This is a genomic window from Microcoleus sp. B3-A4, from assembly GCF_036705385.1.
Lineage (GTDB): Bacteria > Cyanobacteriota > Cyanobacteriia > Cyanobacteriales > Microcoleaceae > Microcoleus.
This window is the reverse complement of sequence record NZ_JAUBUI010000001.1, coordinates 94,291-117,145: the sequence shown is the minus strand read 5'-3', so window position 1 is coordinate 117,145 and position 22,855 is coordinate 94,291. Positions and strand designations below refer to the sequence as shown.

Here is a 22,855-nt window from a genome sequence, read left to right as displayed (position 1 = left end):
GTCGAAGAACGTACTCAGATACCTTCTACTAAGACAACATGAATATCATGGCACTGAAACCCGAGGCTTATTTTGGGGTGACAGATCACCCAACTATTGAAATTTCTCAAGAAAGTTTTCGTTCTGTCCTAGGTCAAATAGAAACTGAACTCCTCTGTAGCGACACCTATAGCCAAGCTCTAGCAAGCCTGCAAACAATGTTGGGCGAAGCAGCCTCCGCTGCCGAAATTTTAATTAGAGCAGTTAGCAGAGAAGCCGTCAAGCTCGCATTTGACCGATTTCCCAAACAAAACAAAATTGAACCGCAAGTAGCCGAACAGAGTTTTCCTGCTTTAAGTCCCGCCTTTGATACCGTGACAGAAATTCAAGAATTGGAGCCACCAGTAGCTGCTCCTGTCTTCTATTGGCGCAGCGCTAGTGTGGAAGCGCCGCCCCAAACCGAGTCCGACACAGAAAATTCCGATCGAGACACTAACACTTCTGAAGACAGCAAACAAGCGCCCCAAGACGAAATTAAAGTCGAGTCTGCTCCACCTGCAACTGTCACCGTCCCCGGAAAATCCTTCCCAGGGTTCGGTTTTCCCAAGAAGCCGAAAAAACTCACCAAGGAAGAAGAAGCAGCAAAAGCAGTTCAAGAGCGAGAAGAGTGCCTGCGGGAGTTGGGTAGAGAATTGCGTAAGGGACGGCAAGTTCGCTCCCTATCCCTGCAGCAACTCCACAGTCAAACTCTCGTGCCACTGCACCACATCGAATCGATCGAAAATGGGGAAATCGACAAACTGCCCCAAGATATTTACGTTAGAGGTTTTATCCGCAGACTCGGCGACGCCTTGGGACTAGACGGCAGCGCTATGGCGAATGCTTTGCCCAAACCCGCTCCGACTCCAATTCCCAGTATGTATGTGTCTGTTTCCGATTCCGACTCAAGCGAAGGCTTTCAAATGCGTCCGGTGCATTTGTACATCGGCTACACCGCTTTGATGGCTGGGGCTGTAGGGGGTTTGGGTTGGCTGTCGCAGCAACCCGTGGTGCCAGGAGCACAGGCAGTACCTCAACCGCAGGTGAAACCGCCAGCCTCAGTTGCACCGGCTCAGAAGACCCCAGAAAAAGCACCTCAACCGGGCTTGAAGAAGTCTAGCAACGGGGGATGGATGATGGGGGCTGACATGGCGCCGCCGGAGGTGATTTTTGGTTAGTGTGTGTCGGGCGAGCGATCGTCCGACAACTCTCTTGGTGCAGGTGAACTCAGAAACCCGGTTTCAGAGTTCACCTACATACGGATACTTGCTTGAAGAAGGGAGTCCAGCAGAGCTATTACGGTTGAGATTTTAGTTCAATCCCCCACCTTCATCCATCTGTAGAGTCAATTCTAAAATCTAAAATCTAAAATCTAAAATCTAAAATCTAAAATCTAAAATCTAAAATCTAAAATCGCCGGCCCGTGTAGCCAAAGTGATTTTTCAACTGCATCAGGAAACCGGATATATGCGATAAACTATCTATTTGACCACTCCTAAAAGAGGTTTCCGATAAGGTCAGTAACTCAGGGCTAAAGCCACTGAGCTTGTAAGAGAGATCAAGCAAGCTGTGCTGACCAGCCTAAGTCTTAGCTGACTACGTTATTCAGGTCATAACACCGGAGAATGCGACGCTAGTTTTCCGCTCTGTTGTTTACAGTTAAACAGTCTTAAAGTCACTGAGACAGTGCTGTAAGCGTGACAAGCCTTTATAACCTTGGCGAAGCGAACATTACCCCGAAAGGGAGACGGGGCAACCATACCCCGTATTGGAGAGGCAATCATACCTCTCCAACCCCGCAAGGGGATTCAAGGCGATAGAAATCGCCGCGCCGTTTTCCTCTCTTGGCTCAAGCCAGTGAGTTTCCCACTTACCGAGTATTTTTATGAGTTCCCCAGCCACCGCTGCTTTCTCCGATCTCGATCCGTTATCGACTCACTCGCCAACAGTCACGAGTTTGGCGGCACCAGACAGTGCTTTGGTAACGGCGGCTCAACTGCCACAAAAATCTTGGACAATAGAAGATAGTGAAAAACTCTACCGCATTCAAGGTTGGGGCGAACCGTATTTTTCGATCAATGCAGCCGGTCACGTTACAGTTTCTCCCAAGGGCGATCGCGGCGGTTCCCTCGACTTGTGCGAACTGGTAGAATCCCTGAAACAGCGAAATTTGGCTTTGCCCCTGCTGATTCGATTTTCTGATATTTTGGAAGACCGGATCGAGCGCTTAAATTCGTGTTTTGCCAGAGCGATCGCTCGGTACAATTACAAAAATGTCTATCGCGGTGTCTTTCCAGTTAAATGCAACCAGCACCGACAATTAATTGAAGATTTGGTGCGTTTCGGTCAACCCCATCACTTCGGGCTCGAAGCCGGCTCCAAACCGGAATTAATGATAGCTTTGGCGACCTTAAAAAACCCAGGCGCTTTGTTAATTTGTAATGGTTACAAAGACCGCGAATACATCGAAACTGCTATTTTGGCGCAGCGGCTAGGGCAAACTTCCGTAATTGTACTGGAGCAAATAGAGGAAGTAGAACTCGCAATCGCCGCGAGCAAAGCATTAGGAATTAAACCGATTTTGGGAGTGCGAGCAAAACTCACTACCAAAGGCGTTGGCCGCTGGGGAGGTTCCACGGGCGATCGGGCAAAATTTGGCTTGACAATTCCTGAAATTATCCGTGCAGTCGGCGAACTAGAAAAAGCTGGAATGCTCGATTGTTTGCAGTTATTGCACTTCCACATCGGCTCTCAAATTTCCTCAATTAGTGTCATCAAAGATGCCATTCGAGAAGCCAGCCACATTTATGTAGAATTAGCTAAATTGGGAGCTAATATGAACTACTTGGACGTAGGCGGTGGACTCGGCGTTGACTACGACGGGTCTAAAACAAACTTCCACGCTTCCAAAAACTACAATATGCAAAACTACGCTAACGACGTAGTAGCGGGAGTGAAAGATGCCTGCGACGAGCGCAAAATCCCGGTTCCAATTATCATTAGCGAAAGCGGGCGGGCGATCGCTTCTCACCAATCAGTGTTAGTTTTTGATGTACTCGGTACTAGCGATGTCCCCAGAGAAGTACCCGAACCAGTAGATGAAAACGCGCACCAAATTCCGCGCAATCTCTACGAAATTTACCAATCTATCAGTCCCGAAAATTACCAAGAAGTTTATCACGATGCTATCCAATTCAAGGAAGAAGCAGTCAGTTTATTTAACTTAGGCTATTTGGGAATGGCGGAACGGGCGAAAACCGAACAGTTGTACTGGGCTTGCTGCGATAAAATACAGGCGATCGCGCGGCAAAAACAATATGTATCGGAGGATTTGGAAGACCTAGAAAAGGTGATGGCGTCCATTTATTACATCAACTTATCTGTTTTCCAGTCAGTACCAGACAGTTGGGCAATTAACCAATTGTTCCCTATTATGCCCATTAACCGACTCGAAGAAGAACCAACTCAGCGCGGTATTTTAGCCGATATCACCTGCGACAGCGACGGCAAAATCGACCAATTTATTGATTTGCGAGATGTGAAGTCGGTTTTGGAACTGCATACTCTCAAACCTGGAGAACCTTACTATTTGGCGCTATTTTTGGGAGGTGCTTATCAAGAAATTATGGGCAACCTTCACAACTTATTCGGCGATGCAAATGCAGTTCACATTCAGCTAACACCTTCTGGCTATCATATCGAACACGTTGTGAAAGGAGACACTATGAAAGAAGTCCTCAGCTACGTACAGTACGATTCAGAAAATTTGGTTGAAAGCATCCGCCGTCAGACAGAAGCAGCTTTGCAGCAAAATAAAATTACTCTTTCCGAGGCCCAACTTTTGCTGCAAAATTACGAGCGGAGTCTCAGCCAATATACTTATCTTCAGTCTTAAAATGTAGGGTGCAACCTAAGCACATTACCAGAATTAAAAGCTGAGATCATAAATGTAAAAGTAGGGTGCGCCTAGCGCACCTTACCTTGAGTAATTAGCAATTGCCAATTAGCAATTATGCACCATGACCGAGAATTTCAGATATCGCCCGCCGCTCTTCTCCGTGTTGAGTGGGTAAAACTTGGCGAGCGTCAGTAATCAGCCAATCGAGAGCCGCCGCTTGCAAATCGATCGCAGCCCCGGTTTTATCAACGCAGTAGCGCCCGAACACCAGTTTGTCAACCAACCGCACCTCCGGGCCCAAACGGGAATACTCAAAAATCACGCTGTTTTCCACAGTGGCGCCACTGCAAAGCCAACAATTTGGGCCGATCATTGTCGGGCCGATAATTTTTGCTCCATCCTCAATGATTGTCATCCCGCCAATGTAAACAGGCCCAGTAATATCAACCTTATCCCAGTTAACAGCTACATTCAAACCAGCGTAAATGCCGGGGCGTACTTCAATTCCCGGAATCGAAACATTTTTAACTTGTCCCAGGAGCACGCTCTGAATTGCCCGCCAATAGTCAGGAACTTTGCCGATATCCACCCACTCAAAGTCCATGCTAATCCCGTAAAAAGGGGCGCCTTCTGCTACTAGCGCGGGGAATAACTGCGAACCGATATCGTATTCCTCACCCGAAGGGATGTATTTGAATATTTCCGGTTCAAAAATATAAATACCAGTGTTAATGTCGGTACTCAGAGCTTCTTCTACAGAAGGTTTTTCTTGGAAAGCTTTAACTTTGCCAGACTCGTCTGTTACCACCACTCCGTAACTGGGAACCTCGTCGCGGGGAACCGATTTCATAACAATAGTAGCGATCGCTCCTTTTTCGCGGTGCCACTTCACAGCAGCAGTCAAGTCCAAGTCAATCAAAGCGTCGCCGCACAGCACCACAAAAGTATCGTCAAAAAACGGCGAGAAGTCCTGAATTCGCCTCATGCCACCAGCCGAGCCGAGAGCCTCTCCAATCATTTCTCCCTCTTCAATTCGCCCTTCAAAAGAATAGGCAATTTGTACCCCAAACTTTTGACCGTCGCGGAAGTAGTTTTCAATCACGTCTGCCAGGTGGGAAACGTTGACCATAATCTGGTCAAATCCGTGCTGGCGGAGCAATTCGACCAAAAACTCCATCACTGGCTTTTGCAGGATGGGAATCATCGGTTTGGGTATTGTCTGAGTAATGGGACGGACGCGAGTGCCTTTACCGGCCGCCAGAATCATCGCTTTCATTATTAACTTCCTCAACCCTCTGTTAATTGATATAAACTCAACAATTAGATGCTAGCGGTTGCGATCGTTGAATCGATCGAGCACAGCAAAATCCTGACCTGTTTATAGGCGACATCGTACCAGGCTATCAATCATTTATTCCGAGTTTACCTGGATTTAAGAAACCAGGTATCGGGAATCAGCAAGAACTTCACACTCCCGCTCTCCGCATTCGGGACTCAGCAACAGAATGCCATAGAGCAAGATTCTGTCTGGAATCTTAACCGACGCAGTGGCATAGTTATTAGTTTCCCCCGAGAACCTAATACCCTGCAAGCTCAAAGCGCGCGGATTTTGAGGTCTTGGTAAAACTCCTCTTGAAGCAACTCTACTTTAGACTGAGCCGATAGCAGCAACAAGGCCCAAAAAATACCCACGCGGTCATGATTTGGCAAGTGAACTTCCTCAGTCGATACCGGGGATTCTGGGTTTACAGGAGAGTGCAAATCGTTATGGTGCCAGAGCTCTAGCAATTTGTCCAAGTCCAGCCAACCCTCGTCAATTTCCGAACCCCGCTGAGCCAGAAACCGTTCGAGTTCACTAGCAGTTTCTACGAGATTTTCTTGGTGAGCTAGCTCAAAGATAGCCTGGGCCGCTTGCGATCGCATTTTTGAGGTAGGGCGGCGCCGGGGGGTCACAGTCTGCTCCATTGCTGCTTTCATTAGCTGCAACTGCTCAATCAGTTCTGGGAGAGTCACCGGGCGTTTTTGCGGTAGTTGAGCTACACCGCGACGGCGCAATTGCCGCTCTAAATGCTGCGGCAAGTGTCGCCCGCCTGAGCGCTCTGCGTCTTCTAGCGTCGCCTCCTCGGCAGAGTCGGGATTAGGGGGGGGTTCGGAGAGGACGATACTTTCTGCTTTGAGCAACACCAGCATTGAAGCGTACAAAAACGCTTGGCCGGAGTGGGACAAATCGGAGAAATCCTTACTCTGATCTGCATCGGAGGCGTTCGTAAGCTTGCTCAGACATCGATCGAACACTTCAATTACCTTAACGTCCCAAGGATCAATTTCTCCCCGTTCCGCTAGGTCAATTAAAATTGCGATCCCCTCTGAAATCGTTTCTAAGCCATCTTGGTCTCGGGAAACGGCCATTCGATTTTAGATTTTAGATTTTAGATTTTGCCTCTGAGAAAACGAGAGAGCATATCAAATTAATTGGCGGTTATTTCAGCAGTTGTGTCCTCAATGGCTGCTATTTCTAAACTTATCGGTTCTGCACTTTCTAACAAAGGTTGTTTGACTTCTACTTCGGCTTTATAGCGTTCAAGATTTTGTTCTAATTCCTGAATCCGCTGCTCTTTTTCGCGAACTTGGCGGAGTTGTTGGCGCGACGCGAGGGTTCGCTGCAGTCTCGACCACAGACTGAACAGCCAAGCTAGTGTTGCCCCTAATCCGGTCGCTACAATTAGTTCTACGCACAGCGGAGCTTTAACTTGGACGCCTTCGATAACTTGAATCGCGACGGGCTGTGTATTTTCGATACTGAAAAATACTAGAGCCAAGCAAATCAGAAAGATGAAGAAGAAATTTAGCGCTCGCATTTTCTCTGTTCCTAATTCTCAATTCAGGTTAAGTAAATTCTTGACCCTTTGTCAACTGTTTTTTGACAGATGTTATCATTTTTTTTTGATAATCTCAAATCTGGTCAATTAACCATAATATCCGGGGATGGGCGGGTTTATTGGAACTGTGAGACTTGATTGAAGAGATTGGTTAACCCGCCACTGCAGGACATATCCTCTTTAGGTTTGACCGATGTTTTGGGGTTTCTTGCCGATTAAGAGTGCTGGCAATATTTGATATTTCAAAGCAATGCCCGCAGCTACAAATAAGGCAATAATCAGGGCCCCAATTCCTACGGGACTGGGAATCCAGAATATCGCCTCCAAATAGTTAACTTCTCCGGGTTTGAGCTTCCAAACTAACTGTTTTCCCTGCTGATAGCTTTCGGGAACCAGCGCACCGGCGACTGTTTCAATACTTTTTGCGCCCCAAGGCGTGTTCAAGCTAAAGTCTAGTTCCAAAAGTCCCCCCGGACTCAGCAGCAGACTGCCATTAGAAGAAAGCAGTGAAAGAGAGCGCAAATCCAATTCCAAACTCAACCGATTTCGCAGCACCAATAACAAATTATTCTGCTTGACATTCAGGTGAGATTCAAACTTAGGCAAATCGGTTTCTAGCGGACTTGCGACCCGAGATTTTGCGGTTTGTGCGATCGGATTGTAAAATTGGTTGAACTTGTCTTGCAACTCGGCTCCATTATTAAAAGGAATCCTCACTAGAACTTCTGTGGGGGAAACCCGTTTAGTTTTTCCGTCCAGCAACCTCACCCGGCGTTCTACGCTTTTCAACCATTCTGCAACAGTTTCGCCGCTGAAGCTCGTCAACCTTTCCCCCAGTTTAATGTGCTGCACAATTTCGCCGCGAGTTTGACTCTCAAAGTTAACCCCGACATCGTACTGAACGCATCCAGTCACTAGATTTAAAAGGCAAAAAACCAAAGGTAAAAGAAAGAAAAAGTGCTTTTTCTTCTTCCCAGTTCCATCCTTGACATTTGGCTCTTTCATTATAAATTTTTCCCTGTTTTTACCTATTTGCATGAATTAGCAAACCGTTGAATTGCCGACACGGTTTCTATGTTTGTTTTGCACGTCGAGACTTACGAACCGCTTACCAAAAACCCGGTTTCTGGGCGGTCGAAGGGCGATTTCATAGAGGATTTGTGGCAGAAACCGGGTTTTTTTGAGGTGAGTGCTAACATTTTGCGGGTAGCAGTGTCGGCCTTACCTGGAATTAACCGCACTGAACTTATTGCCTCGAAGCTACACCCAACTGTTGAAACAGCATACTCGGCAAATAGGCTGCACCGCCTACCCATTCGGCTTCGCTACTCAAATCTGCCAAATTTTTAAAGGCTTCAAAAATGCTGCCTGCCACCATTGTATTCTTGACGCGACCCACAATTTTGCCTTTTTCTACTTTATAGCCTAAGTCCAAATTGACAGAAAATTCGCCAGCTAACTGATTGGACTGACCGGCACCTAAAACCTGCTCTACTATTAGACCTTCGTCCATGCTAGCAATCAAGTCTTGAGTGGCGGTATTTCCTGGGGAAATGCAAAAGTTAGTCAAATCAGGGCCTGGGCGAGACAATCCGCCACGAAAACCGTTGCCGGTTGATTGTACACCAGCGCGAGCTGCCCACCTGCGATCCCAATAAAATCCGGTGACAGTACCTTTGTCTATCAAGATTTTGCGGGTGGTGGGTGTACCTTCGTCGTCAAAGGGACAAGCAGAAGGGCCTAAAGTGGGGTCTTCAAAAAAGGTAAAGCGTTCGTCAAATAAGGTTTCGCCGATTTTGTCGGCTAGGGGAGAGGCTTTTTGAACTACTGCTTGACCTGAAAGGATGGTATCAAAGAGGCCCCCGAGGGTGCTAGCAGCGGCATTGGGGGTAAATAATACTGGGTAGGAACCGCTGGTGATGGTGGCTGAATGTTCGGCGAGGCGGTATTTTTCGAGGAGTGATTCGAGGATGCTGTTGGTGTCGAGGGGACGATCGCGCGCTACGTCGTAACTGTATGCTTGCATAAAGTCTTCTCCCTGTACCAAATTTCCCGAGATCGAGCCGCTGATTATTTGGCTGCTTCTTTCGGCATACAGGTCTTGCGTAGTGGCAATTTTCACGCGGCCGCTGCGGACGTGAAAGCCGACATCTACCATAATATCGGGATTGTAGGCGTGAACTTGCTCGATCAGGTTTTTGCCGTTTTCGACTAATTCTTGAGTTGTGGGCGGAGTATAGGTGGTTTCCGGGCCTTTGAGGTGGAAGTTGGAGGCGAGTTCAAATTCTGCGGGGTCGCCGATTTCGGCTGTTTGAATCGCTGCATCTACTAAATCGTCTATCCGCGTTAAATCCGTGGAACTAGCAAAACCTATTTTGCCTTGGTAAATCAGCCGGAGTGCTACGCCTTGCAGTGCTTTGGTTTGCAGGGATTTGAGGCGATTGTTTTCAAATTCGATGGGCGTGTCTTGACTCGACAGGTAGTATACCTCAGCCGCATCGGCGCGCTGAGAGGCCAATTTCAAAATCTGGTCTACGGTTGAATCGCTCACAATAATCGCCTTTCTGGTTTGGTCTTTTTTTTATTTTAGCAATTATCGCTATTCAACATCTGACTCCTGCCTCATGCTCGATAATTAATCCGTGTATCCGTGTCTAAATCAGTGTCGTTCCCTACTTGTTCCTTCTCCTCTAATTGTAATTCACACTGTTTAAAAACATAGTTAACGGCTGCAAACAGTCGCTCTAAGTCCTGAATTGTATAGAAAAATTTATTTTGAGTAAACATTTCTAATTTGAGCTTGCCAAACTGCCACATTGCCCCATTAGAAACAATACCAAAGATAGTTTGTTCGGGTTCATTATTAAGTCGCTGCACGGCGATCATTTCTGCCAAACACTGGCCCCATCCTTCATCAAATGCGCTCTCTTTCTTGGCTTCCACTAATATGAAATAGGGCTTGTCAAAAACTACTGTGCCGAGGGGGGAGCGCTTCGCCAATATATAATCTGGAATTACGCACAGATTCTCATTATAGACTAAGGTTTGGTGACTCCAGAGGAGAAAATTACTTCGATAATTTTTCCAAACTTCTTTTAATACAGGATAAATGATATTTTCACAAATGGCGATTTCCGAGTTGTCAAATACTCCCTCATTGAAAATCAATTCTAATTCATTCCGAAAAACGTCGCTGACTGCAAATTCTGTTTCGACAATGAAATTATCCCGTAGGTAATTAATTTGGAATTCTTTGGCGACCGCGCTGATACTTTTATAATTGCTAAAAGGCATTGCTTAACTTCTCTCAGTAGGGGTAACGTGCGCCGAGGCGCACCCTAGAGATAGAGTTTGTGCGAATGAAAAAATGATTAATAACTAAGAAATAATCCGCCTAAAATTAGCCCGATCGCAATTAACGCCACCCAGATAAACCTATTATCTTTCGTATTAACCTGACTCAAATCTACAGGCTCTGGTACGACTGGCTTGGGTTTAGCGTACTTGATATCAGCGTTCGGATTGGCTTGAAAACTGATTGATTGATTTTCATCTAAAGCTGCCAAATCAGGGATTTTCACCATCCATTCAGGAGGGATAGTGAGTTTGGGAGCTTCGAGAATGAACAGCAAGCGCTTTGCTTGCTGGCGGGTTTCTTGGCGGGGATGGCGGGTGAGCTTGCGGCAAAGCTCGATCGCCTTTTCTGTATTGCCAGAGGCTTCGTAGGCTGTCACAAGCCACATCTGCACCTCACCGCCCAACCGGGAATTTCGATCGACTAAACCGGTAGCTGTTTCTAAACTCTGCACAGCTTGAGCATACCGGCCACTCTCAAAAGCTACTTGCCCAGCTTGGTACTCAGTTTGAACAATTTCTAACTTTTCTGAAGTCACGAGCACCCACCCAATTCACAAATATTAATTCCCAAATTCCCCAAACGCTAGAATTCGCTGTTGTGTTGCGACATACCCGACTCGTTGTCGCGTTTGGAACCCAGCAAGTCTAAATGGTCTACTTTAATTACCGGCTTCGAGCGATTTGAACCGGTATTGCGGTCTTGCCAGCGATCGAACTTCAAAGAGCCTGTTACGCCAATTAGAGAGCCTTTGCGAACGTAGTCAGCAGCAATCTGCGCTGTTTTGCCCCAGATTTCCAGATTGAACCAGTCTGGTTGATCGCTGTTCTTGGTTCTGCGATTCACTGCCAGCGTCAAACTACACTTAACTGTACCCGACTCAAAATACTTAACGTCCGGGTCGCCGCCGACGCGGCCTACTAAAGTCACAACATTAAGACTCATAAACTTTTTTGGGAATGTGGTCGATCGGTGATGTAGTTAAACAGTCCACACGCGCATTAGCCTCCAAACTGAACTTGGAACAACGCTTGTGAGGCTTCATCCTGATTGTACACCCAGTTAGCAGAACATATTGATAGTGGATGATTGGCGAGTCTGCGCTCAACCTGAGCTCGACAATGTACATTTCTGACTAGACTCAGGATGAAAAACGTAATAGAATCCACCTCGGTTACACTTTTGTAACAACATTATTGCACACAATAGTATTTTAGTTTTTGGGGGGGGTACGAATCAGTGGGTCTTCTCAATCGATTTTCGTTATCTAGAGATATGGGTATCGACCTCGGTACTGCTAACACGCTCGTTTATGTATCGGGCAAAGGTATTGTTCTGCAGGAACCTTCTGTAGTGGCGATCGACCAAGATTTAAAAATACCGCTGGCTGTTGGAGAAGAAGCTAAGAAAATGCTCGGGCGCACGCCAGGGAATGTCATAGCACTGCGCCCGCTTCGCGACGGGGTAATTGCAGACTTCGATACGGCGGAATTGATGCTCAAGACTTTTATCCGCAGAGTTCACGAAGGCCGAAGCTTAGTTTCGCCGCGGATAATTATTGGCATCCCCAGCGGTGTCACCGGAGTCGAGAGGCGTGCTGTCATTGAGGCGGCGACTCAGGCCGGTGCTAGAGAAGTACGGTTAATTGATGAACCCATCGCTGCGGCGATCGGGGCTGGACTGCCTGTTGCTGAGGCGACTGGCAATATGATTATAGATATAGGCGGAGGTACGACAGAAGTTGCGGTTTTGAGTTTGCAAGGTACGGTGATCAGTGAGTCTGTGCGGGTAGCCGGCGACGAACTCAATGAGGCGATCGTCCAATACATGAAAAAAGTTCACAATTTGGTTATCGGCGAACGCACTGCTGAAGAAATTAAGATTCAGGTTGGTTCTGCATATCCAACTCCAGAGGATGACGACGTAATGATGGAAGTGCGGGGCTTGCACTTACTGTCTGGTTTGCCGCGAACTGTTACTATCAAAGGCCCAGAAATTCGCGAAAGTATGTCGGAACCGCTTTCAGTAATTGTGGAAGCTGTCAAGCGTACTTTGGAACGCACCCCGCCGGAATTAGCAGCAGATATTATTGACAGGGGAATTATGCTGGCTGGTGGTGGCGCGCTGATGAAAGGTTTAGATACTCTGATCAGTCACGAAACAGGAATTGTCACTCACGTGGCAGCCGATCCACTGTGCTGCGTGGTTTTGGGAACTGGTAGAGTATTGGAAAACAAACAGTTGGAACGGGTTTTCAGCGGGCAGTCGTCGCGTAATATGTAGTTAAAAAATTTGGGATTGTGGATTTAGAAATACGGCTGCAATCTCAAATCTAAAATCCTGACTTAACAATTTTAGATTAGTGAAATTATGCTAAAAAATACATTCCGAAAGTGGTGGGATCTGCGGCTGCAAATTGCTCTTTTAGGTTTAGCTGTAACTGCCGCTTGGGGAGTTCGACAAACACAAGGTGCGGCAGTATTTGAAGTTTACAATTGGGTGACTCGTCCGTTTCACGCCAACGGCTCTGGCCAAGAGGAGCTCATCTCGGCGCGAACTCAAGAATTGCAAGCGCAGCTATTAGAATTAGAAAATCAAAATCAGAAGCTAAAAGAGCTTTTAGGTTACGTTTCGGCTAAGAAACCAGCAGGGATTGTAGCTCCTATTGTCGGTCGCAGCGCGGACCACTGGTGGCAGCAAGTAACCTTGGGGCGCGGCAGTAACGATGGCATCAAAACAGATTTTACTGTGATGGGTCCCGGCGGTTTAGTAGGCAGAGTTGTCAGCGTTACTCCTAATACTAGCTTGGTGCTGTTAGTCAGCGACGCTACGAGTCAATTGGGTGTGGGAATTACCCGCAGTCGCCACATGGGTTTTATGCGCGGGAAAGGCGGAAATAAGGCTGTGATGGAGTTTTTTGAGAATGTTCCCAATGTCAAGCCTGGGGATGTGGTTTCAACTTCTTCTTACAGTCAGTTGTTCCCTGCTGGTTTGCCAGTGGGAAAAGTGGTTTCGGTGGATATGAATAAAACTCCGGCTCCAGAAGCTGTTGTTGAGTTCTCTGCACCGATGAATTCTCTGGAGTGGGCGGTGGTTTACCCCCACTCTAAGCAGGCCGAACCAAAGGATTCGCAGAGTCAATCTTCAGCAGCATCTGAGGGAGCACAGCAACAATGAAAGCTTTATCTCGGATGTCTTCGCGATCGCGCCCATTTCTCAACTTCGCAGTTACATTTCTATCTGTGATGCTGTGCATACTGATATTGCCCACTCGGATGCCGGGAATGGAATTGCTGGGAATTGGACCGAACTGGCTGTTAATTTGGTTGGTAGCTTGGAGTATTAAGCGGAAACGTACAGTTTGGGGAGCTGCTAGCATGGGCTTGGTTTTGGGGTTTCTTCAAGATGCGATGACGGCTCCTCATCCCAGCCACGCTGTGAGTCTAGTTGTTGTAGGAGTCCTAACAGTTGTTTTGCAGAAAACCTGGTCGATTCCGGTAGATATTGTTGAGAGAGATCCGATTCCGATCGCGTTAATTGTGTTTGGGATGGCGGTGGTAGCGGAAACGGTGATGGGGCTGCAATTTTTTACTATGGGCGATCGGGCTTTACTGGAAATTTGGAGCTATCACCAGCGAGTGGCTTTGTGTTCTGCTATTCTCAGCAGTCTTTGGGCTCCGGTGATTTATTTTCCGCTCAATCGCTTGTGGGAAATGACCCGGAATGTAGAAAAGCCTTAGTCAGTGATTAGTGAGCAGTCATGAGTTCTTAGTCAACAGTTAACCGTCAACAGTTAACTGTTAACTAATGACTGTTAACTTTACTCATTCTACTATTACTTGGTGGCCGGAACCTAATAAATGATTAACGGCAATAATCAAGTTGCTGAGAATGAAATTAGGCTGGTGCTTTTGGAGTTGATAGCGGCTGCGAATTCCGCAGGTAACGGCAATTGTAGGTATTCCCAATGCTTTTCCTGCGAGGATGTCTGCTTCTGTATCTCCGATCATCCAAGCCGAACCCAGCGATGATTCAAATTCTTCTGCAACTTCAGCCAACAATTCAGTTTTTAAGGCTGTATAGTTGTGATAGGCGGCATCCGCCATCTGAGTTCCGCGAATGCTGGTAAACAGTCGGGCTAAACCGTAATTTTGTAACAGTTGAACCGCTTGATTTCTCGGCCGCAGGGTGACTAAAATCAGCCGCACGCCGCGGGAGTGCAGAAGTCCGATCGCCCATTGCACTCCCGGCTGGATGCGATCTAAGTGCAACAAGTCTGGCTGATTGACAATCTGACTGACGCATCCGAGAAAAACGTGAATTTCTTCTCCCGACAAGCCGGAACTTTTGGCTATTTCAGCATCGGGCACTCGGTTTTGTTTCATTTGCCAAAACTGCTGTTTGCTAAGGATTTGAAGGTTGAGGTTGATTCCCCTAGCAAGATAAGCTGCTTGAGTATCGGCTAATCCCTGTTGATAGGTGGCATAGTAGCGATCGGACACATCGACTATGGGCCCGTCTAAATCGCAAAATACCGTCATCCGGGGGGATGAGTCAGCCTGTGATGGTAGCTTGTACTGAAGGTTTTCGGAGTTTTGGGCGACAGCAGTTAACATAAAACGTTAAGTAAATAAAGGGAGTTATACATTTCTTGACTTTAGCAAAAAATGTATAAGGTATAATACATTATTTTAAATAAGGTTATTAAAAAAACCTATTAAATTTTTGAGGATTGGGCTCAATAAGGGCGATCGAGCCTGTGCGTCCATAACTTCAAGGGAAAAAGTGATTTTTGTGGCTGTTAATATGTGCTTTAGCCATTAAAGTTTAGAATTAAGTTTTTAGTCTTTTGTAATTTACCCATGCTCAAACAAAGCGATTTTGTTAGGAATTCGGACACTAATCGAGTAGAGGTGCTGTCCGAAGCACTGCCTTACATTCAACACTTTGCCGGTCGCACCATAGTCGTCAAATATGGCGGTGCGGCGATGAAAGATAGCAATCTCAAAGACAAGGTGGTTCGGGATATTGTGCTGCTAGCTTGCGTGGGGATGCGTCCGGTTGTGGTTCACGGCGGTGGCCCGGAAATTAATATTTGGCTGGAAAAATTGGGAATTGAGCCGCAATTCAAGGATGGTTTGCGGGTGACTGATGCGGCGACAATGGAAGTTGTAGAAATGGTTTTGGTGGGGAAGGTAAATAAAGAAATTGTTTCGTTAATCAACCAAGCTGGCGGCAAAGCAGTGGGATTGTGCGGCAAGGATGCCAATCTGATTCAAGCTCGTCCAGATGGCCGGGAAGGAATTGGATTTGTTGGTGAAGTCAGTGGCGTGAAAATCCAGATTTTGGAGTCTTTGGTGAACAGCGGTTATATTCCGGTGGTTTCGAGCGTGGCGGCGGATGAAAAAGGTCAATCTTACAACATTAATGCTGACACCGTGGCGGGGGAAATTGCTGCTGGTTTGGGAGCGGAAAAGTTGATTTTGATGACTGATACGGCGGGAATTTTGGAGGATTATCACAAGCCAGAGACTCTGATTGCTAAGTTAGATATTCAGGAAGCGAGACAGTTGGTTGAGTCGGGAGTTGTGTCTGGGGGGATGATTCCGAAAGTTAATTGTTGTGTGCGGAGTTTGGCTCAGGGTGTGAATGGTGCTCACATTATTGACGGTAGAATTCCTCATGCTTTGCTGCAAGAAATATTTACGGATGCGGGAATTGGGTCGATGATTGTGGCTTCTGAGTTTAGCAGCGCGAACTTAAGGCCTAAATAAGGGGTAAATCCTAGCGTGGGGAGGGCGGGTGCGTGAAAGGGGTAAACTCGCTGCGATCGTTTATATCCTAACTAAACCTGCCCCTATAAACCTAGAGAAGGTAGTTCTGGAAAATTACTTCAACTAATTCTAACCGTTGTTGGATTTCAGCTTTTGTTAAACTACGATCAAAAACTTTAGACTTTTGGATTCTGTTGCGATTCTCAAGCCGATTTCAAATACGCGATTAGTGCTAGTGGAACCAGAATACGCCTCTATTTCTAGTTTGCCAGTTGGACTTGTGGGAACTATTGTTGAAGTGTATGATACGGGAAAGGAATGTCAGTATTTAGTGGAATTTGCTGATAGTCAAGGGAGTGAATATGCTATGGCTATGTTAAAAGCCGATGAAATTTTAGTTCTGCAATATGAACTTGCAGGTGCTTAGTAATGTGAGAGGAATAGAAGTTAGATAAGGGCGATTCCCTACGGGATAGCTTCGCTTCACGCACTTTCGGACAATAAGGGTGATCGCTCTTTTTGTTGTTTGGGGAAAAGGGCGATCGCTATCAATTTTTATTCTCGAATGCGAATTCTGTAAACTTCTACCAGTAGTAATTTACCTCGATAATGCTCCTCACTATCGTGCAATGATAAGTATTCTGTTAGCCTTGCCATCAACTGAGGAATAATTTCAGGGTGATTTCTCAGTTGAAGAGAAATGATTCCTTGATATGAACTTGGCGGATAAGTCACAATATCTGCGAAGTCTCCATTCAGAGAAACAAGTATGGCATTTAATTCCTGAGCTTTGGCAATGACAATAGTATCTGGAGATTCAATTGGGATGTAATCTTCCAATACAAAAACTTCATGTTCGATATCACGAAGTATTTGAATAATAGACTTAGGAACGCACTGATCGATGAACAATCTTAAACTCATTAGGCAACTGTTTCAAAATCCGACAAATCGCGAGCATAATCAAGACAAGCAGCTATCTGTTCTTTGCTGATATCTGGAAACTCGTCGATGATTTGTTCTACAGTGTTATTTGATGCTAAATATCCTAAAATCAAGCCAACGGGAATTCTAGTCCCTTTGATTCTTGGTTTACCTCGCAGTACATCGGGGGTACTAACGATATGTTCTCTCCAGTTTACAGGCATAACTTGTCCTTTCTGAATCTGATAAGTTATATTATCTAATCTGACAAGTTATATTTTAACTTAAGGAATGGCGATCGCCCTTTGGGATTTGACATGGGAAGGGCGATCGTCCTTTCGGACAAAAAGGCCGATCGCACTTTCGGAAAAAAAGGGCGATCGCCCTCTGAGATTCGACATGGGAAAGGCGATCGCACTTTTTGTCGTAAGGGCGATCGCTCTTTTTAGCAACCGCAGATAAACGGAATGAACGCGGATAGATAAAAACGCGATTTATCTATATTATGACGTAAGCATAGGGCTCAGAAACCGGGTTTTTGCGAAAATACTTCGCCGAAGCCAACAGATTAGGTAAAAACCCGGTTTCTTTGTCGGAGCGCATAAGTCCTGCACTACTTATTCTAGGGCTATAGATGGTTTAACCCAGCCTTAAGTACCAAGTATCGCCAAAGACTTCCGCACAGTATGACCAAGACCAGAAGTTATCGTTTCCAATTCCATTTTCATTTTGACCCTGTTGAGTATTCACAGATCCACGACTTGTTGTATTTTGAGTTCCCGTGTAATTAAATCGTTTGTAATCGTTGAGACTGCTATTTTGTGCTTGTCCGTAAGGATCATCTACCACAATTCCACCACGATTCCAATCGATATCAATAACTTTGACAATATGTCCAGGTTGAGTGGTGTAAACACCAGCCATTATTGTCTTGCCTTGCTGGAGTGCCGATTCCCAGTTATTCCTTACAAAATTTTGGAAGAAAGTAGTATTAGTTGACGAAAACCCTTGCATATATTGCGTTCCAGAGGAAGTAACGCCAATATCTTGTGCAAGTTTAGAAAGATTATCCCAAATGTAGCGGGCATTGAAACCTCCAGAGCTGGGATATCTCGATGGATTGGCTCGTAATCTATCTTCTAGCACATCTTCAAATTGCTTACTTGGATTTGGATTTTTTATACCAAGAGCCGTTAAGCAGCTTGCGAGGCTAGTGACATTGCACATTACGTCACCAATTCTTTGACCACCTTCGATAGAAGCATTATCGCGTTGGTTGAAATAAGGAACTTTGTATTGCAAAGTACGATAAAAACCAGCACGCTCAGATTGGGGTCGTTGAGTAACAAGCCCTCTGTATTCTTGAATTTCATCAATCGTGAGAGATGATTTACTCCCTAGCTGATTGAGCCGATTTGGTGTTGGCGATGAATTAAGTGTAAATGTTCCGCTCCCAGTATTCGACCAGTTAACATAACCCCGCTCAAAATTTTGTCGCCATCCATTAGTAACTTGAAATTCTTCACTGGTAGGCAAACCTAGCTGACTATTTTGACCTCCTAAATTCAGGTAATAATTGCCCAGGCTACCGCGAACAGAGAAAGTACCATTGGCTGAGTGAAAGATTGCACCGTTTTGGAAGTTTTGTCGCCATTTACCAGGTGAAAATTGAAATTCATCACCCGTATCTCTACCCAAAGCCTGAGCTATAGTTGGGTGGCTGTTGTAAAAAGAACCAATGCTACCTGCTGGGTTTAACTGTTTCTCCACTAGATATTTGTGTCCGTCGATCACAACAGTCCCACTATCGTCCTCACTCTTCAACCCCTGAAGCTCACCCTCACTCAACTCCTTCCCCTGAACAACCGCCGCAAAAATCGCGCCCTCATCTCCCGGTGAATCCGTAACATTCAACCGCGAATCAACAGAGTGCCCTATCTCTTCGAGCAACACATCCGCAACCGCCGCCGGATTCGCCGTATTCTGAGTCAAAAATTCCTTCGATAAATAAATCGTATTCGTCGCCGCAGCAAAAGCCCCATTCGCCCCGCCAATCTCAGCAGACGAGACAACCTTCACCGGCGGGATATCACTAAAATCTCCCTGAAACCATCCTTCAGCTAAGGCTTTCGCACCCGCAGCATCCCAGTTTTCCCCAAAAGCGACATTCATCTTAGCCACGAAATCTGGCCCGGCCGCAAACTTACTCAGATCCCCATAAACCTCTGACATCGCCTGACCTGTTAGCAAATCGACAGAGCTATCCGGTAAACTGCTGTTGGAGTCGGCGCTCACTGCACTAGCCATCCGGGTTAGCAAATCGTCAGGCAAGATGATATTGTCATAGGCTTCTGGCGTTAAAGTCGGGATATTAACTTCCTCACCAACACCCCCCGTTAGCACACGGTTAGCATCTAGCTGCGGGATAATAGCCTTACTCGGTTCTAGGCTGGCATTCCAAGGGGCGATCGCACTTTCGTTATTAAATTCAGGCGTGAAAAAATTAGACACGTTATTTCCTCGTGTAGATTAGAGACAAGTACATAGACTTGCCCTGTGTTTGCTTGGATTAAATAAACTGTTTGTTGTAAAAGCCGATCGGCCGATCGCCCTAATGAACCCTTAGCCCCGATGAACCGCAACAGTAGCGGTACTTCTAAAGCTCTATTTATCTATCGGGCTGAGTCCGCAAGTTTTATGCAAAATACTGCTTTTTTGTTACAAAACTTTACTTAACGCCCTCTAACTTTTGCAAATACTAGCTTTGACGTTAGTTGAAGCGATCGCGCCTCCCCGTTGAGCTAAGTATTTACACTTATATCTTTAGTATTAGTATAATACTACACTAGCTACCGATACCAAGCAACTAACAAACGCTAGCAATTTCCGTTATGCTGTCGTTAGCCACATCTCAACACACCCGACAATGGCATCAAAAGAAGACTTATTTGCCGAAGCCGCGAAACACTGGGACTTAGAAAGGCTGTACCCAGCTTTTGCAGAAGCTAAACGGCAAATCTCTCCCCGATCGCGAAGGGGACTAACAGAAACAGAAAAACTCTACCTGCGAGGATTGCTTTCCGGTTGCAGTCCCGCCGAAATCGCCCGCCAACTGTTTCAGAGTTCCAAAAGTGCAGAGGTTTATCTGTGTAAAACTTTATACCAATATGTTAAAAAACTCGCAGATGTACCTAACGAACCTGTAGGAAATTGGCGCAATATTTGCGATCGGCTAGAAGAAGCCGGATATAAAAATCAGTCTTCTGCTGAATTTAAAGTAAATAATTCTGTACCTACAGAAGCATTAGTAAAAATAGTTAATATAGGCTTTAAAGAAAGTACAGTATCAATTGATATTAACATTCGACTAGAATTCCCCTCAACTTCAGAAACTCCTAAAACAGAAGATTTGGCTAAAAACGGTTAGATGGGCGATCGCACTTGGGGACAGAAAGGGATCTCGCCCCTCCACTGAGAGACAAAAATGTTAATAATCTTATAGCTGATAGTTTGAGAAGGAACTTTTTGATAAAATATCAAAATTAAAACTGCCTCAACCGCTTCGATTTTACCTAAAACAATCAAATTAATCAAATTTATGTCTCGATTAAGTATCAGATCGAACAAAAAAGCTCTGGGCTTTGTGCTGGGTTTATTAATTTTTGTCATTTTCATTCCCGGATGTTGGGCTTTAACAACTAATATTGCTCCCACAGCAGCACGGCAAGTAGATAATAAAGTAGCTGTGCGGGCCGATGTACAAAATACATCAAATTCTCGCTCTTCTTTAGGAGTTGGGCTTAATGGTATTGCTGACTACTCCACACAATTACCCTTTTTAGATGCTTTCAAATCTTCTAGACAATGGATAACTCAATGCCTCAGCGGACAACCAAACTGTAAAGGTGAATGGGATACAGAGGAGTATAATCTTTTAAATCTTGATGAAAATGGGTGGGTGAAGTCTCTCCCCTCGCCCGAAGATGCTCCTAAATATACTAGGGTAAGTACCCTATTACTTAGGGAAATCCCCAATCGCTATCCTTCAGGGCAATATATTGTTAGTTATGAGGGTGAAGGTGCGATCGAATATAGCTTTGATGCCAAAAAAGATGAGGCTGCGTCGAAACCCGGGAGGGATATCATTAATGTAGATGCCACACAAGGCGGAGGCATCATGATTATAATTACTGCTACCGATCCCAAGAAAACAGGGAACTATATCCGCAATATTAAAGTTGTTCGCTCCCAAGATGAACAGCTTTATCAAAGCGGTGAAATATTTAATCCGCTGTTTATAGACAAGATTAAAAAATTTAGAGTCTTGCGTTTTATGGACTGGATGGGGACAAATGGTTCAGAACAAAAAGACTGGTCAAACCGACCTAAACCAGAGAGTGCATCCTATTCTTACCGAGGAAATGTTCCCATAGAAGTTATGGTGAATTTATCTAACAAAGTCCAAGCAGATCCCTGGTTTAATATGCCACATCAGGCTACGGATGAATACATGACTAACTTTGCTAAAATGGTCAAAGATAGTTTAGATCCGAAGCTGAAAGTTAATGTAGAGTATTCTAATGAGGTGTGGAATTGGTCATTCCCACAATCTAATTATGCTTTGCAACAAGGTAAAGCGAGGTGGGGAGATAAAGGCGATGCTTTTATGCAATGGCACGGAATGCGTAGTGCTCAAATGTGCGATATCTGGAAAGGCGTCTTTGGGGATCAAAAGAATCGAGTTGTCTGCGTGTTAGGAACTCAAAGAGCCTGGAGAGAGTTAGAAACTTATTCTTTAGAGTGTTCCTATTGGGTGGCTGAGGGCAATAAACCTTGTTATCAACACGGTATTGATGCCCTAGCCATAGCTGGATATTTTAGTGGCAACTTGGGCGGGAAAGAAAGTGTCAGCACAGTAGAGTCTTGGTTGAATGACGCAGATGGCGGGTTTGGCAAAGCTTTTAAGCAATTAAGAGAGGGCGGGTTAATCCCGGAGTCCAATGATAGTTTGCCCGATGTGGAGAAGGACTTTAGGTATTACTTAGATGTAACTCAAAAAAAAGGTCTCAAGTTATTTGTTTACGAGGGCGGCCAACATATTGTAGGTATTGAAGGAGTGGAGAATAACGAAAAACTGACTAAGTTTTTTATGGAATTAAATAGGCGCCCAGAAATGTATGATATCTACATCCAATTACTCAATAGTTGGAAACAAGCTGGAGGCAGTCTTTTCATGCACTTTGTGGACGTGGGTGGATTTAGTAAGTGGGGAAGTTGGGGGGCTTTAGAGTATGTGGAACAAAAGGGTTCGCCTAAGTATGATGCTTTGATGGATTTTATTGATAAGAATCCTTGCTGGTGGGATGGCTGTGCTGTGGAGGGATGATGAGGAATTGGGTGCAATCAAGAATCGTTCGATCGCACTTCCTCAAACTCTTCCGCATCCCCCGGCAAACGCGAACCCTCGCTACTCCTCAACCGGGGCGATTCCCCATTACTCGCACCAGCACCGTAAACCCCAGAATACCTATCCTCCAAACCCGAATCCCTTAGCGAAAGCGCACTTCTTTGACTCGGCGACAATCTATCTGTTGACCGGCGATTTGTCCCAGAAATCGGTGGCTTCCGAGTTAAAGTTTTCCAAGCAGCCTTAATCCCAGTCACCACGCTGCGAGTAGTTACCTGCACGTTTTGCGCCTGCTTTTTGGCGCTACCAATACTTCGATCGACCTGTTTGACAACCTCGCCCGCACTTTGTACTCCCTCGCTGACATCATCGGTCAACTCGCTAATTTCCAGCCCCGTCAACCGAATCGCCTCCAAAGTGGGCGGAAATTCGCGAGAAAGCGTGTCAGCGAGCTTTTCCACGCTGCGGGCCGCCCGGGCGAGCGCTTGCACCGCAGGTATTAAAGTCACTAAAACAGCAGTCAGGCTAACTGCCACTAGCAAAATCGAAAGTCCTAGCCAAAATATGGGATCGCTCACTTGAATCTGGGATTGGGGGTTG

General features: G+C 45.7%; 24 protein-coding genes. 10 read left to right on the top strand and 14 right to left on the bottom strand.

Going from position 1 to position 22,855, the window contains the following annotated elements:
- Positions 1-38 precede the first annotated feature (38 nt).
- Both QUB33_RS00510 and speA read left to right on the top strand, forming a co-directional pair.
- Positions 39-1,196: a helix-turn-helix domain-containing protein gene (locus QUB33_RS00510; RefSeq protein WP_445299492.1), complete on the top strand. Its 1,158-nt coding sequence runs from the start codon at positions 39-41 to the stop codon at positions 1,194-1,196.
- Positions 1,197-1,903: 707 nt separating this feature from the next.
- Positions 1,904-3,913 (top strand): biosynthetic arginine decarboxylase, encoded by a 2,010-nt coding sequence (speA, locus tag QUB33_RS00505; protein WP_190663683.1) that lies wholly within the window; start codon positions 1,904-1,906, stop codon positions 3,911-3,913.
- Between the two features lie 115 nt (positions 3,914-4,028).
- On the opposite strand, the gene QUB33_RS00500 is transcribed toward speA, so the two are convergent.
- From QUB33_RS00500 to QUB33_RS00465, 8 genes are all read right to left on the bottom strand, one after another.
- Entirely contained in the window at positions 4,029-5,192 is a 1,164-nt protein-coding gene (locus QUB33_RS00500) for an NDP-sugar synthase (RefSeq protein ID WP_333345866.1), read from the bottom strand.
- A gap of 317 nt (positions 5,193-5,509) precedes the next feature.
- A complete protein-coding gene (locus QUB33_RS00495) occupies positions 5,510-6,325 on the bottom strand; it encodes a segregation/condensation protein A (protein WP_333345863.1) in 816 nt (271 codons plus the stop codon).
- Between the two features lie 59 nt (positions 6,326-6,384).
- A complete protein-coding gene (locus QUB33_RS00490; RefSeq protein WP_333345860.1) occupies positions 6,385-6,774 on the bottom strand; it encodes a LapA family protein in 390 nt (129 codons plus the stop codon).
- Positions 6,775-6,975: 201 nt separating this feature from the next.
- The gene (locus tag QUB33_RS00485; protein WP_333345857.1) at positions 6,976-7,800 is read right to left on the bottom strand and encodes a DUF3153 domain-containing protein; all 825 of its coding nucleotides are present in this window, start codon (positions 7,798-7,800) and stop codon (positions 6,976-6,978) included.
- Between the two features lie 241 nt (positions 7,801-8,041).
- Positions 8,042-9,346: a metallopeptidase TldD-related protein gene (locus tag QUB33_RS00480; RefSeq protein ID WP_333345853.1), complete on the bottom strand. Its 1,305-nt coding sequence runs from the start codon at positions 9,344-9,346 to the stop codon at positions 8,042-8,044.
- Positions 9,347-9,417: 71 nt separating this feature from the next.
- On the bottom strand, positions 9,418-10,089 hold the full coding sequence (locus QUB33_RS00475) for a hypothetical protein (RefSeq protein WP_333345851.1): 672 nt from the start codon (positions 10,087-10,089) through the stop codon (positions 9,418-9,420).
- 77 nt (positions 10,090-10,166) lie between these two features.
- Positions 10,167-10,688: a tetratricopeptide repeat protein gene (locus QUB33_RS00470; protein WP_333345848.1), complete on the bottom strand. Its 522-nt coding sequence runs from the start codon at positions 10,686-10,688 to the stop codon at positions 10,167-10,169.
- Between the two features lie 47 nt (positions 10,689-10,735).
- Positions 10,736-11,095, bottom strand: a complete 360-nt coding sequence (locus QUB33_RS00465; RefSeq protein WP_190663675.1) for a single-stranded DNA-binding protein — start codon at positions 11,093-11,095, stop codon at positions 10,736-10,738.
- A 330-nt stretch (positions 11,096-11,425) separates the two neighbouring features.
- Between QUB33_RS00465 and QUB33_RS00460 the strand changes: the two genes are divergently transcribed.
- The 3 genes from QUB33_RS00460 to mreD all read left to right on the top strand — a co-directional run bounded on the left by QUB33_RS00460 (position 11,426) and on the right by mreD (position 13,890).
- Entirely contained in the window at positions 11,426-12,433 is a 1,008-nt protein-coding gene (locus tag QUB33_RS00460; RefSeq protein WP_006632285.1) for a rod shape-determining protein, read from the top strand.
- Between the two features lie 87 nt (positions 12,434-12,520).
- Positions 12,521-13,327, top strand: coding sequence for a rod shape-determining protein MreC (mreC, locus tag QUB33_RS00455; RefSeq protein WP_333345846.1), 807 nt, complete (start codon positions 12,521-12,523; stop codon positions 13,325-13,327).
- On the top strand, positions 13,324-13,890 hold the full coding sequence (mreD, locus tag QUB33_RS00450) for a rod shape-determining protein MreD (protein ID WP_333345844.1): 567 nt from the start codon (positions 13,324-13,326) through the stop codon (positions 13,888-13,890). Before mreC ends, mreD begins: the two co-directional genes overlap by 4 nt.
- Before the next feature lie 84 nt (positions 13,891-13,974).
- On the opposite strand, the gene QUB33_RS00445 is transcribed toward mreD, so the two are convergent.
- Positions 13,975-14,766 (bottom strand): HAD family hydrolase, encoded by a 792-nt coding sequence (locus tag QUB33_RS00445; protein ID WP_333345842.1) that lies wholly within the window; start codon positions 14,764-14,766, stop codon positions 13,975-13,977.
- Positions 14,767-15,012: 246 nt separating this feature from the next.
- Between QUB33_RS00445 and argB the strand changes: the two genes are divergently transcribed.
- Both argB and QUB33_RS00435 read left to right on the top strand, forming a co-directional pair.
- Positions 15,013-15,924: an acetylglutamate kinase gene (gene argB / locus QUB33_RS00440; RefSeq protein WP_333345839.1), complete on the top strand. Its 912-nt coding sequence runs from the start codon at positions 15,013-15,015 to the stop codon at positions 15,922-15,924.
- A 184-nt stretch (positions 15,925-16,108) separates the two neighbouring features.
- Positions 16,109-16,351: a DUF4926 domain-containing protein gene (locus QUB33_RS00435; protein ID WP_333345836.1), complete on the top strand. Its 243-nt coding sequence runs from the start codon at positions 16,109-16,111 to the stop codon at positions 16,349-16,351.
- A 128-nt stretch (positions 16,352-16,479) separates the two neighbouring features.
- On the opposite strand, the gene QUB33_RS00430 is transcribed toward QUB33_RS00435, so the two are convergent.
- Both QUB33_RS00430 and QUB33_RS00425 read right to left on the bottom strand, forming a co-directional pair.
- Entirely contained in the window at positions 16,480-16,848 is a 369-nt protein-coding gene (locus QUB33_RS00430) for a DUF5615 family PIN-like protein (protein WP_333345833.1), read from the bottom strand.
- On the bottom strand, positions 16,848-17,072 hold the full coding sequence (locus tag QUB33_RS00425; RefSeq protein WP_333345830.1) for a DUF433 domain-containing protein: 225 nt from the start codon (positions 17,070-17,072) through the stop codon (positions 16,848-16,850). Before QUB33_RS00425 ends, QUB33_RS00430 begins: the two co-directional genes overlap by 1 nt.
- Positions 17,073-17,139: 67 nt before the next feature.
- On the opposite strand from QUB33_RS00425, the gene QUB33_RS00420 reads away from it, so the two are divergent.
- A complete protein-coding gene (locus tag QUB33_RS00420) occupies positions 17,140-17,310 on the top strand; it encodes a hypothetical protein (protein ID WP_333345827.1) in 171 nt (56 codons plus the stop codon).
- A 177-nt stretch (positions 17,311-17,487) separates the two neighbouring features.
- Here QUB33_RS00420 and QUB33_RS00415 read toward each other — a convergent pair whose 3' ends face one another.
- Positions 17,488-19,359 (bottom strand): C39 family peptidase, encoded by a 1,872-nt coding sequence (locus tag QUB33_RS00415; protein WP_333345824.1) that lies wholly within the window; start codon positions 19,357-19,359, stop codon positions 17,488-17,490.
- Positions 19,360-19,774: 415 nt separating this feature from the next.
- Between QUB33_RS00415 and QUB33_RS00410 the strand changes: the two genes are divergently transcribed.
- Positions 19,775-20,275 carry a DNA-binding response regulator gene (locus tag QUB33_RS00410; RefSeq protein ID WP_333345821.1) on the top strand — a complete coding sequence of 167 codons (501 nt, stop codon included), beginning with the start codon at positions 19,775-19,777 and terminating at the stop codon, positions 20,273-20,275.
- On the opposite strand, the gene QUB33_RS00405 is transcribed toward QUB33_RS00410, so the two are convergent.
- A complete protein-coding gene (locus tag QUB33_RS00405) occupies positions 20,272-20,442 on the bottom strand; it encodes a hypothetical protein (protein ID WP_333345818.1) in 171 nt (56 codons plus the stop codon). The genes QUB33_RS00410 and QUB33_RS00405 overlap by 4 nt on opposite strands.
- 4 nt (positions 20,443-20,446) lie before the next feature.
- On the opposite strand from QUB33_RS00405, the gene QUB33_RS00400 reads away from it, so the two are divergent.
- A complete protein-coding gene (locus QUB33_RS00400; protein ID WP_333345815.1) occupies positions 20,447-22,234 on the top strand; it encodes a cellulose-binding protein in 1,788 nt (595 codons plus the stop codon).
- A 17-nt stretch (positions 22,235-22,251) separates the two neighbouring features.
- Here the strand turns inward: QUB33_RS00400 and QUB33_RS00395 are convergent, their stop codons facing one another.
- A complete protein-coding gene (locus QUB33_RS00395) occupies positions 22,252-22,833 on the bottom strand; it encodes a DUF948 domain-containing protein (RefSeq protein WP_333218567.1) in 582 nt (193 codons plus the stop codon).
- Between the last annotated feature and the right edge of the window lie 22 nt (positions 22,834-22,855).

Excerpts from the sequence above, each read along its gene's own strand:
- QUB33_RS00510 (WP_445299492.1), top strand. The coding sequence starts at position 39 with ATGAATATCATGGCACTGAAACCCGAGGCTTATTTTGGGGTGACAGAT.
- speA (WP_190663683.1), top strand. The coding sequence starts at position 1,904 with ATGAGTTCCCCAGCCACCGCTGCTTTCTCCGATCTCGATCCGTTATCG.
- QUB33_RS00500 (WP_333345866.1), bottom strand. The coding sequence starts at position 5,192 with ATGAAAGCGATGATTCTGGCGGCCGGTAAAGGCACTCGCGTCCGTCCC.
- QUB33_RS00495 (WP_333345863.1), bottom strand. The coding sequence starts at position 6,325 with ATGGCCGTTTCCCGAGACCAAGATGGCTTAGAAACGATTTCAGAGGGG.
- QUB33_RS00490 (WP_333345860.1), bottom strand. The coding sequence starts at position 6,774 with ATGCGAGCGCTAAATTTCTTCTTCATCTTTCTGATTTGCTTGGCTCTA.
- QUB33_RS00485 (WP_333345857.1), bottom strand. The coding sequence starts at position 7,800 with ATGAAAGAGCCAAATGTCAAGGATGGAACTGGGAAGAAGAAAAAGCAC.
- QUB33_RS00475 (WP_333345851.1), bottom strand. The coding sequence starts at position 10,089 with ATGCCTTTTAGCAATTATAAAAGTATCAGCGCGGTCGCCAAAGAATTC.
- QUB33_RS00465 (WP_190663675.1), bottom strand. The coding sequence starts at position 11,095 with ATGAGTCTTAATGTTGTGACTTTAGTAGGCCGCGTCGGCGGCGACCCG.
- QUB33_RS00460 (WP_006632285.1), top strand. The coding sequence starts at position 11,426 with ATGGGTATCGACCTCGGTACTGCTAACACGCTCGTTTATGTATCGGGC.
- mreC (WP_333345846.1), top strand. The coding sequence starts at position 12,521 with ATGCTAAAAAATACATTCCGAAAGTGGTGGGATCTGCGGCTGCAAATT.
- mreD (WP_333345844.1), top strand. The coding sequence starts at position 13,324 with ATGAAAGCTTTATCTCGGATGTCTTCGCGATCGCGCCCATTTCTCAAC.
- QUB33_RS00445 (WP_333345842.1), bottom strand. The coding sequence starts at position 14,766 with ATGTTAACTGCTGTCGCCCAAAACTCCGAAAACCTTCAGTACAAGCTA.
- argB (WP_333345839.1), top strand. The coding sequence starts at position 15,013 with ATGCTCAAACAAAGCGATTTTGTTAGGAATTCGGACACTAATCGAGTA.
- QUB33_RS00430 (WP_333345833.1), bottom strand. The coding sequence starts at position 16,848 with ATGAGTTTAAGATTGTTCATCGATCAGTGCGTTCCTAAGTCTATTATT.
- QUB33_RS00425 (WP_333345830.1), bottom strand. The coding sequence starts at position 17,072 with ATGCCTGTAAACTGGAGAGAACATATCGTTAGTACCCCCGATGTACTG.
- QUB33_RS00420 (WP_333345827.1), top strand. The coding sequence starts at position 17,140 with ATGGCGATCGCCCTTTGGGATTTGACATGGGAAGGGCGATCGTCCTTT.
- QUB33_RS00410 (WP_333345821.1), top strand. The coding sequence starts at position 19,775 with ATGGCATCAAAAGAAGACTTATTTGCCGAAGCCGCGAAACACTGGGAC.
- QUB33_RS00400 (WP_333345815.1), top strand. The coding sequence starts at position 20,447 with ATGTCTCGATTAAGTATCAGATCGAACAAAAAAGCTCTGGGCTTTGTG.